Source organism: Peribacillus simplex (assembly GCF_001542915.1).
Taxonomy (GTDB): domain Bacteria; phylum Bacillota; class Bacilli; order Bacillales; family DSM-1321; genus Peribacillus; species Peribacillus simplex_B.
In genome coordinates this window covers 34,299-41,118 of the sequence record NZ_LNNH01000035.1, presented here as the reverse complement: position 1 = coordinate 41,118, position 6,820 = coordinate 34,299, and the positions used below count along the sequence as shown (strand labels likewise).

Sequence of the window (6,820 nt, the reverse complement as noted above, 5' to 3'; positions counted from 1 at the left end):
CCGAGGAGGCTCCCCGACCGCCCGCGGAAAGCGAGTGCCTGGAGTGGAAATCAACGTCTAAATTGTACAGGCCATAAAAATAGACAAACTCGATTTTCATTGAGTTTGTCTACAGTCTGGAAGAAGAGACGTGTTCTTTAACGTCTCTTTTTTTAGTTCCATGTACAATTGGGTTTTCAATAAATAAAAGATGCTGCCGACTTCATGTATCGGCAGCATCCTTCCTTTTTCCTTATTTGTCGGAGACCAGTGCGAACTGTGCATACACATCCTTCAGCCCTGCTTGGATGGCTTGACCAGCCTTCCCGCGATATTGCATTTGTACACGATCGATCAATAACTCGATACCATCTTGCAGGCAATAACCACGCAGCAGCTGCCGAATGAATTCCCTGCCATGCTCTGTAGCGAGCGTGCAGGACGCCTCGACGATGACACCATATTTATAATCCAGCTCCAATGTGATCGTGATGGAATCATATAAATTTCTCGCTGCCATCCCTTGTGGAAGTTTTGCATGCCCTGCAATGAAATATGTGTTCATCTCTGGTCTCCTCTATCTATATTTAATGTACGGAAGCTTTCTCGAAGGGCCATGCAGGCAATTTCTTACGAAGCTCTTTATCCTGTCTGTAGCCTAGTGCGTATTCACCCTGCATCATCGTATGGATTTCACGGGTTCCCTCGTAAATGACCGGAGCTTTCGAATTCCGCAAAAAGCGTTCGACCGGATATTCATCGGAATAGCCATAGGCACCGTGGATTTGAACGGCATCATTGGCAGCTTCGTTAGCTGCATTGCAGGAAATCCACTTAGCAAGGGATGTTTCCTTCGTATTCCGTTTTCCTTGGTTTTTCAACGTCCCCGCTTTAAAGACCAGCAATCGGGAAATCTCCAGATTTGCCGTCATCTTGGCAATCATTTGTTGGACAAGCTGATGCCTGCCAATCTCCTTGCCGAATGTACTGCGTTCATGGCAATACTTCAAGCTGGCTTCGAGGCTGGCTTCGATTAATCCTACAGCACCCGCGGCCACCGTAAAACGGCCGCTGTCCAAAGCCGACATGGATATTTTAAAGCCCTCGCCTTCTTCCCCAAGCCTATTCGCTGCCGGAACTTTTACATCCGTTAAAAAGACTTCCCCTGTATTTCCCGCGCGAATTCCCAGTTTTCCCTTGATGGCCTTCGATTCCACTCCCTCAAAAGTCCGTTCCACGATAAATGCCGTTATGCCTTTTGAGCCAAGATCATGATCAGTCTTGGCAAAAATGAGGAAATGATCGGCATAATCACAGAGGGAAATCCATGTTTTCGATCCGTTCAAAATATAATGATCGCCTACACGTCTGGCAGTAGATTTCATCGCCGCCACATCAGACCCTGCATTCGGTTCAGTCAGTCCAAAAGCGCCAATCTTCGTCCCTTTTGCCTGCGGAACTAAATATTTCCGTTTTTGTTCTTCGGTACCCCATTGCAGCAACGTCATGCTATTCAACCCTGTATGTACCGATACCGCAGTTCTGTACGCCGTATCACCCCGCTCCAGCTCTTCACAAACGATGGCCAAGGTATTATAATCCATTCCCACCCCGCCATACTCTTCGGGGATGCAAACGCCCATCAACTGTAATTCCGCCAATCGTTTTAAGATATGTGGCTGAAATTGACCTTGCCTATCCCACTCTTGGATATATGGGATGATTTCCTTATCCACGAATTTCCTGACCACTTTTTTTACACTTTGCTGCTCTTCTGTTAATTCGAAATTCATCATCAAGATTCCTCCTAGATCATTTTATTTTGCTTGAATTTGTCGATTTGACCGGAATCATACCCCAATTGAGCCAAAATGGCATCGGTATGCTCACCATACAGCGGCGGATGCTTCCTCATCGTGACCGGCGTTCTGGATAGGTTCAACGGCGATCCGATCATCCTCAGGCCATCGATGGTCGGATGCTCCATTTCCACAAGCATGCCTCTGGCACTGATTTGTGGATCCTCGAACATCTCTGCGATATCATAAATCGGACCATTCGGTATCCCAGCAGCATCAAACAGCTCTTTCCACTGTTTTTTTGTCTTTGTTTTTAATGACTCTTCCAATAGCGGCACTAATTCTTCCTTGTTCAGCAAGCGCATTTCATTAAGCTTAAACCGTTGCTGTTCCGCTAACTCAGGTCTGCCAATAACAGCCGCGAACCGCCTGAACTGCTCGTCATTCCCCACCGCCACGACAAGCTCTCCATCACTTGTAGGAAACGTTTGATATGGAACGATATTGGGATGCTGGTTCCCCATTCGTCCTGGAGTCAACCCGTTGAATAAATAGTTGCTCGCGACATTCACTAGCGAAGAAACCTGACAATCCATTAGCGAAATATCAATCTCCTGTCCTTGCCCCGATTCATTCCTATGATGCAGGGCCGATAAAATGCCAATGCATGTATACAAGCCAGTCAAGATGTCTGCTATGGCCACACCGACTTTCACGGGACTTCCATCCTTTTCCCCGGTTATGCTCATCAACCCGCTCATCGCCTGAATGATATAATCATAGCCCGGCAAATCTTTATAAGGACCGGTTAAGCCAAAGCCCGTGATCGAGGCCATGATCAGTTTGGGATTGCATTCCTTTAACTCCCGATAGCCTAAGCCCATCTTCTCCAATGTACCGGTCTTGAAATTTTGAATCACAATATCCCCGGACGAGATCAGTTTTCGAAAAATCTCTTTCCCTTGCTCAGATTTCAAATTCAAAGTCATGCTTTGCTTATTTCGATTGGCGCATAAATAGTAGGCGCTTTCCCCGCCTGAGAATGGGGGGCCCCATCCTCTTGTTTCATCACCTGATTCATGATGTTCAATTTTAATTACTTCCGCTCCCAAATCACCAAGGATCATCGAACAAAACGGCCCTGCCAAAACACGGGAAACATCAATGATCCTGACTCCATCCAAAGCACCATTCATACCATCACCCCTTTCAAATTGCCCGGATACACAAAAGAGCCAGTAAAACAAACAATGCCATCACATTGTACGTTTCACTGACCCTTATCCACGCACTGTCTTCCTGCAAAGGAAGATCAAGTGAACCAAGTCAATTTTTATGAATTCCAGTTTTAGGACAAGCCGGCCATGCAGCAAGGTAGGAAGCTTGCTGTCATCGGTTTGGTAAATTAAGTATAAGGTAATTATTTGAATTTTTCAATAATAATGAATTTCTTTTTGTCGGATGACGCATGCATCAAAAGGTATTGTGATTGAAATTGCCTTTATCCTTGAAGCGTGTGATGATATTGGTATGAACGAACGCCTCGAAGGGAGATCGCAAAATGGAAAAGATAAAAAGCGAAATAGTGGAAACCATCAAGAAATATTCAACCATCATCATACATCGCCATGTTGATCCGGACCCGGATGCCCTGGGGTCACAAGTCGGGCTAAAGCACTTATTGAAGCACTCCTTCCCGTCTAAGGAAATCTTTGTGGTAGGCGAGGAAGTCGATAAGCTTCTTTTCATCGGAAAAATGGATATCATTCCGGATAATATATACGAAGGGGCCTTAGTGATTGTTTGTGATACTGCCAACCTTTCGAGGATCAGTGATTCCCGCTTTCGTTTAGGTGATGGGCTGATTAAAATCGACCACCACCCCGATTACGAGCCATTTGGCGACCTCTCTTGGGTCGACGCTTCCTATAGCTCTGCAAGTGAAATGCTGACGGATTTGTCCTTGGAATTTCCAGATGATTTTGCAATGAATAAAGAAACGGCTAAAGCCTTTTATACAGGGATACTTAGTGATACAGGTAATTTCATGAATGGAAAAATCACTCCACGAACATTAAATTTGGTTTCTCGATTGCGAGCTTATGATTTTCAACCGGAACGAATTCATAACTTTCTCCAGGTAAAGTCGAAAAACTCTTCCAGGCTTCAAAAAGACATCCTCATAGGCTTCAAGGTATCTGATAAAGGAGTTGCTTACTTCATCATTACCGAGGATTTGCTGAAATTGTATAACATGGACCGAAACGACGCTTCGAATTTAGTTAATACGCTATCAAGTGTCCGGGCTAACAAGATTTGGGTATTTTTCATTGAATATCCTGGGAAAATCCGTGTCAGGATCCGTTCACGCACTACCCCCATTGACTCGGTGGCTCGGCAATTCAATGGCGGAGGACATCCGCTGGCCTCTGGTGCCTCCATTGATTCCTGGGAGGAAGTCGATCAGGTGATTCAAGCATTGAATCAAGTTTGTCCATGATAGGCAATTATTCCGGCGTAATATCAATTAATTCGACCTGTACTGAAATTAATTCGTCCTACATCGTAATTATTCGACCGAAATTCGTTTAATCCGGCCTGGATTGGAAGCAATTCGTCCTACAACGGATTAATCCGGCTTTTTTCGATCGTCCTATACTGGTAGTAACCCGACCTTTATATGCGTACAAAAAACTTCTTTACAGCAGCATATTTTGATGCAATTAGAAAATCCTGCTTCCGTACAGTTTATCCTTCATCTTTTGCGTTCTTTCATGCAATGGCTTTTTCAGAATGATGCCAAACCCGATGGTCAGTAGTAAATAGATGAATAAGATGAATATATCCCTGCCGGCGACACTCCAGGTGATCCCGCCAACGGATTCACGTAGTAAACCGACAGCATAGGTGAATGGCAGGAAAGGGTTGATATGTTGAAAAAACGGTGGAGTTACTTGAATGGGGAAAGTTCCTCCCGAACCTGATATTTGAAGTACCATCAGAACAACGCTTATCCCTTTCCCGACATTCCCCAGAACCGAAACGAAGGTGTAGACCATTAATGTAAACACCGTACTTATCAAGACCGAAAAAATGACGTACTCGAATTTATCCACTGCATATACATCAATCAGAAAAAGATTGCCGATGGAAACGGCTAAAGCCTGGACCAATCCAATGATGAAAAATATTAGGTATCTGCCAATATAAATTTGATATGGACTGTAGCCCTTTTGAGAGACGCTCACGCTAAGCATGGAAATCAGTATGGTCCCGCCCACCCAGAGGGACAGTGCCGTGAAAAAGGGAGACATGGCAGATCCATAGTTCGGAATCGGAAATAGACTGTGTTTATTGAGCAGTACCGGCTCCGAGAAAAATTCACTCTCTTGTTCGATATCATTTTTTAGGAAATCAATGACTTCTTCCATATTGTAAGACTTATCAATTTCTCTCATTTTAGAGGCCAGCGCCTTGATTTTTGCTTCGATTACCGGAAACCTATCCTGTAACGTATCGATATCCCCCATGCGAGCCCCAAGCGTTCGATCGGTGTCATTCAAAAGTGCCTTCACTTCAGGAAGAGCCTGGCTGCCCTCTTCGATCGAAAGCTGGGCTTTTTGTAATATGGAATTCGCTTCCGTCCAGATTTCATGTATTTTAGATCCTGTTTGCTTTGAAAAGGTATCCTGGAGGCTCTCCAAGACTTGATCATTATTTTCACCAAGAACCCTGAGTGAATCGAAGGAATGGTCATTCAGAGCTTGAAGCCGGCCCGAAGCATTATCCCGTAAACCATCCACTAGCATTATTTCTGGCTGAAGGCGGTCTTTTTCACTAAATTGATTTACGCTCACCAATAAGTCATACATACTGTCCAAAAGGTAGAGCTCTTTATTTAACCGCGTTCTCCCTTGTTCAACTAGCTGATTAACCTCATCGCTAGGCAAATTCTGATCTGTTACCCTACTTGCAAGCACTAAGATCGTTTCATTATCGCTCCTGATTTTCGCAATATCATTCTTCAAGAGTGGCTGGATTTCTTCGAATGCCTGCTTGGTCGATTCTACATAACCAGAAACGCCTGACACCAATTCATCTTTCTGCGACGTTATCCCCTCTATTGATTCCAGGCCTTCATTGACCTTGTTAATGATCTCTTCTGCCCTCTTTACATGTGTTTGTACGATTTTCAAGTTTTGTTCAAGCTCTGGAAGTTCCCCCTCCAATACATACACCATATTCTTCATCTTCTGAATGGTCGGCAATTCATTTTGCAACGTGATGCCCAGTTCATTAAAGATTTCCAGGATACTCCCGCTAGCTGACTTAATAAAGCTTTTGCTTACATTATCGACGATGGTGTTGGCTCCAGCTGCCGTAATTTTTGGGGCGATGGAATTGATTTTTTCATTAACATAGTAATCAATTTCCGCTTTCATAGGTTCATCGGTCATGATGGTTGCAATATGCTCGGAAAAATTTTCAGGGATGATGATCGTCGCGTAATAATTCCCTTTCTTCACCTTTGCAACCGCATCCTTTTCCGATGTGAATCTCCAGCCTAAATCTTTATTCCCCTTTAACCCCTCTATGACCTCATTGCCTAAGTTGACGGCTTTACCATTCAACTCGGCACCTTTATCATTATTGGAAACACCGACTAGGATTCCTTCCGTGTTGGCATAAGGGTCCCAAGAGGCGACAATATTGAACCACGCATAAATGGACGGGATGAGCATAAGGAAAACAACCACGATGCAAACAAAGAAATTTTTATAAATGCTTTTTAAATCGTCCATGAAGATCTCCCGAATATTTCTCAAAATATACCCCCGTGCATACGTATTTTGATACTATTATTCGGAAAACCTCCATATTCGATACTAAGTAAACATATCCATGGATTTTCCCACTCTCATCTATCGATTAGCTCTTCCTGTGAAATTTCCATTCAACTGCTCGCACTCGCTTTCCGTTCCAATCCACTCTGTGCGAAGAATATGTTAAAACCATGAGTTGCCCATATCGGTCGTTGCATG

5 protein-coding genes are annotated in these 6,820 nt (G+C 44.1%); 1 reads left to right on the top strand and 4 read right to left on the bottom strand.

The features are described 5' to 3' along the window. Positions 1–232 precede the first annotated feature (232 nt). Genes AS888_RS17455 through AS888_RS17445 form a run of 3 tightly spaced genes read right to left on the bottom strand, consistent with a single transcriptional unit; the run spans position 233 to position 2,974 of the window. Positions 233–544: a DUF3870 domain-containing protein gene (locus AS888_RS17455; protein WP_061143425.1), complete on the bottom strand. Its 312-nt coding sequence runs from the start codon at positions 542–544 to the stop codon at positions 233–235. Positions 545–566: 22 nt separating this feature from the next. Continuing rightward, the gene (locus tag AS888_RS17450; RefSeq protein WP_061143428.1) at positions 567–1,772 is read right to left on the bottom strand and encodes an acyl-CoA dehydrogenase family protein; all 1,206 of its coding nucleotides are present in this window, start codon (positions 1,770–1,772) and stop codon (positions 567–569) included. A gap of 14 nt (positions 1,773–1,786) precedes the next feature. Then, positions 1,787–2,974, bottom strand: coding sequence for a CaiB/BaiF CoA transferase family protein (locus AS888_RS17445; protein WP_061143424.1), 1,188 nt, complete (start codon positions 2,972–2,974; stop codon positions 1,787–1,789). Positions 2,975–3,339: 365 nt separating this feature from the next. Here AS888_RS17445 and AS888_RS17440 point away from each other — a divergent pair, with 365 nt between their 5' ends. Continuing rightward, the gene (locus AS888_RS17440) at positions 3,340–4,278 is read left to right on the top strand and encodes a DHH family phosphoesterase (protein WP_061143423.1); all 939 of its coding nucleotides are present in this window, start codon (positions 3,340–3,342) and stop codon (positions 4,276–4,278) included. Between the two features lie 223 nt (positions 4,279–4,501). Here the strand turns inward: AS888_RS17440 and AS888_RS17435 are convergent, their stop codons facing one another. Continuing rightward, positions 4,502–6,580, bottom strand: coding sequence for a YhgE/Pip domain-containing protein (locus tag AS888_RS17435; protein WP_061143422.1), 2,079 nt, complete (start codon positions 6,578–6,580; stop codon positions 4,502–4,504). Positions 6,581–6,820: the final 240 nt, after the last annotated feature.

Excerpts from the sequence above, each read along its gene's own strand:
- AS888_RS17435 (WP_061143422.1), bottom strand. The coding sequence starts at position 6,580 with ATGGACGATTTAAAAAGCATTTATAAAAATTTCTTTGTTTGCATCGTG.
- AS888_RS17440 (WP_061143423.1), top strand. The coding sequence starts at position 3,340 with ATGGAAAAGATAAAAAGCGAAATAGTGGAAACCATCAAGAAATATTCA.
- AS888_RS17445 (WP_061143424.1), bottom strand. The coding sequence starts at position 2,974 with ATGAATGGTGCTTTGGATGGAGTCAGGATCATTGATGTTTCCCGTGTT.
- AS888_RS17455 (WP_061143425.1), bottom strand. The coding sequence starts at position 544 with ATGAACACATATTTCATTGCAGGGCATGCAAAACTTCCACAAGGGATG.
- AS888_RS17450 (WP_061143428.1), bottom strand. The coding sequence starts at position 1,772 with ATGAATTTCGAATTAACAGAAGAGCAGCAAAGTGTAAAAAAAGTGGTC.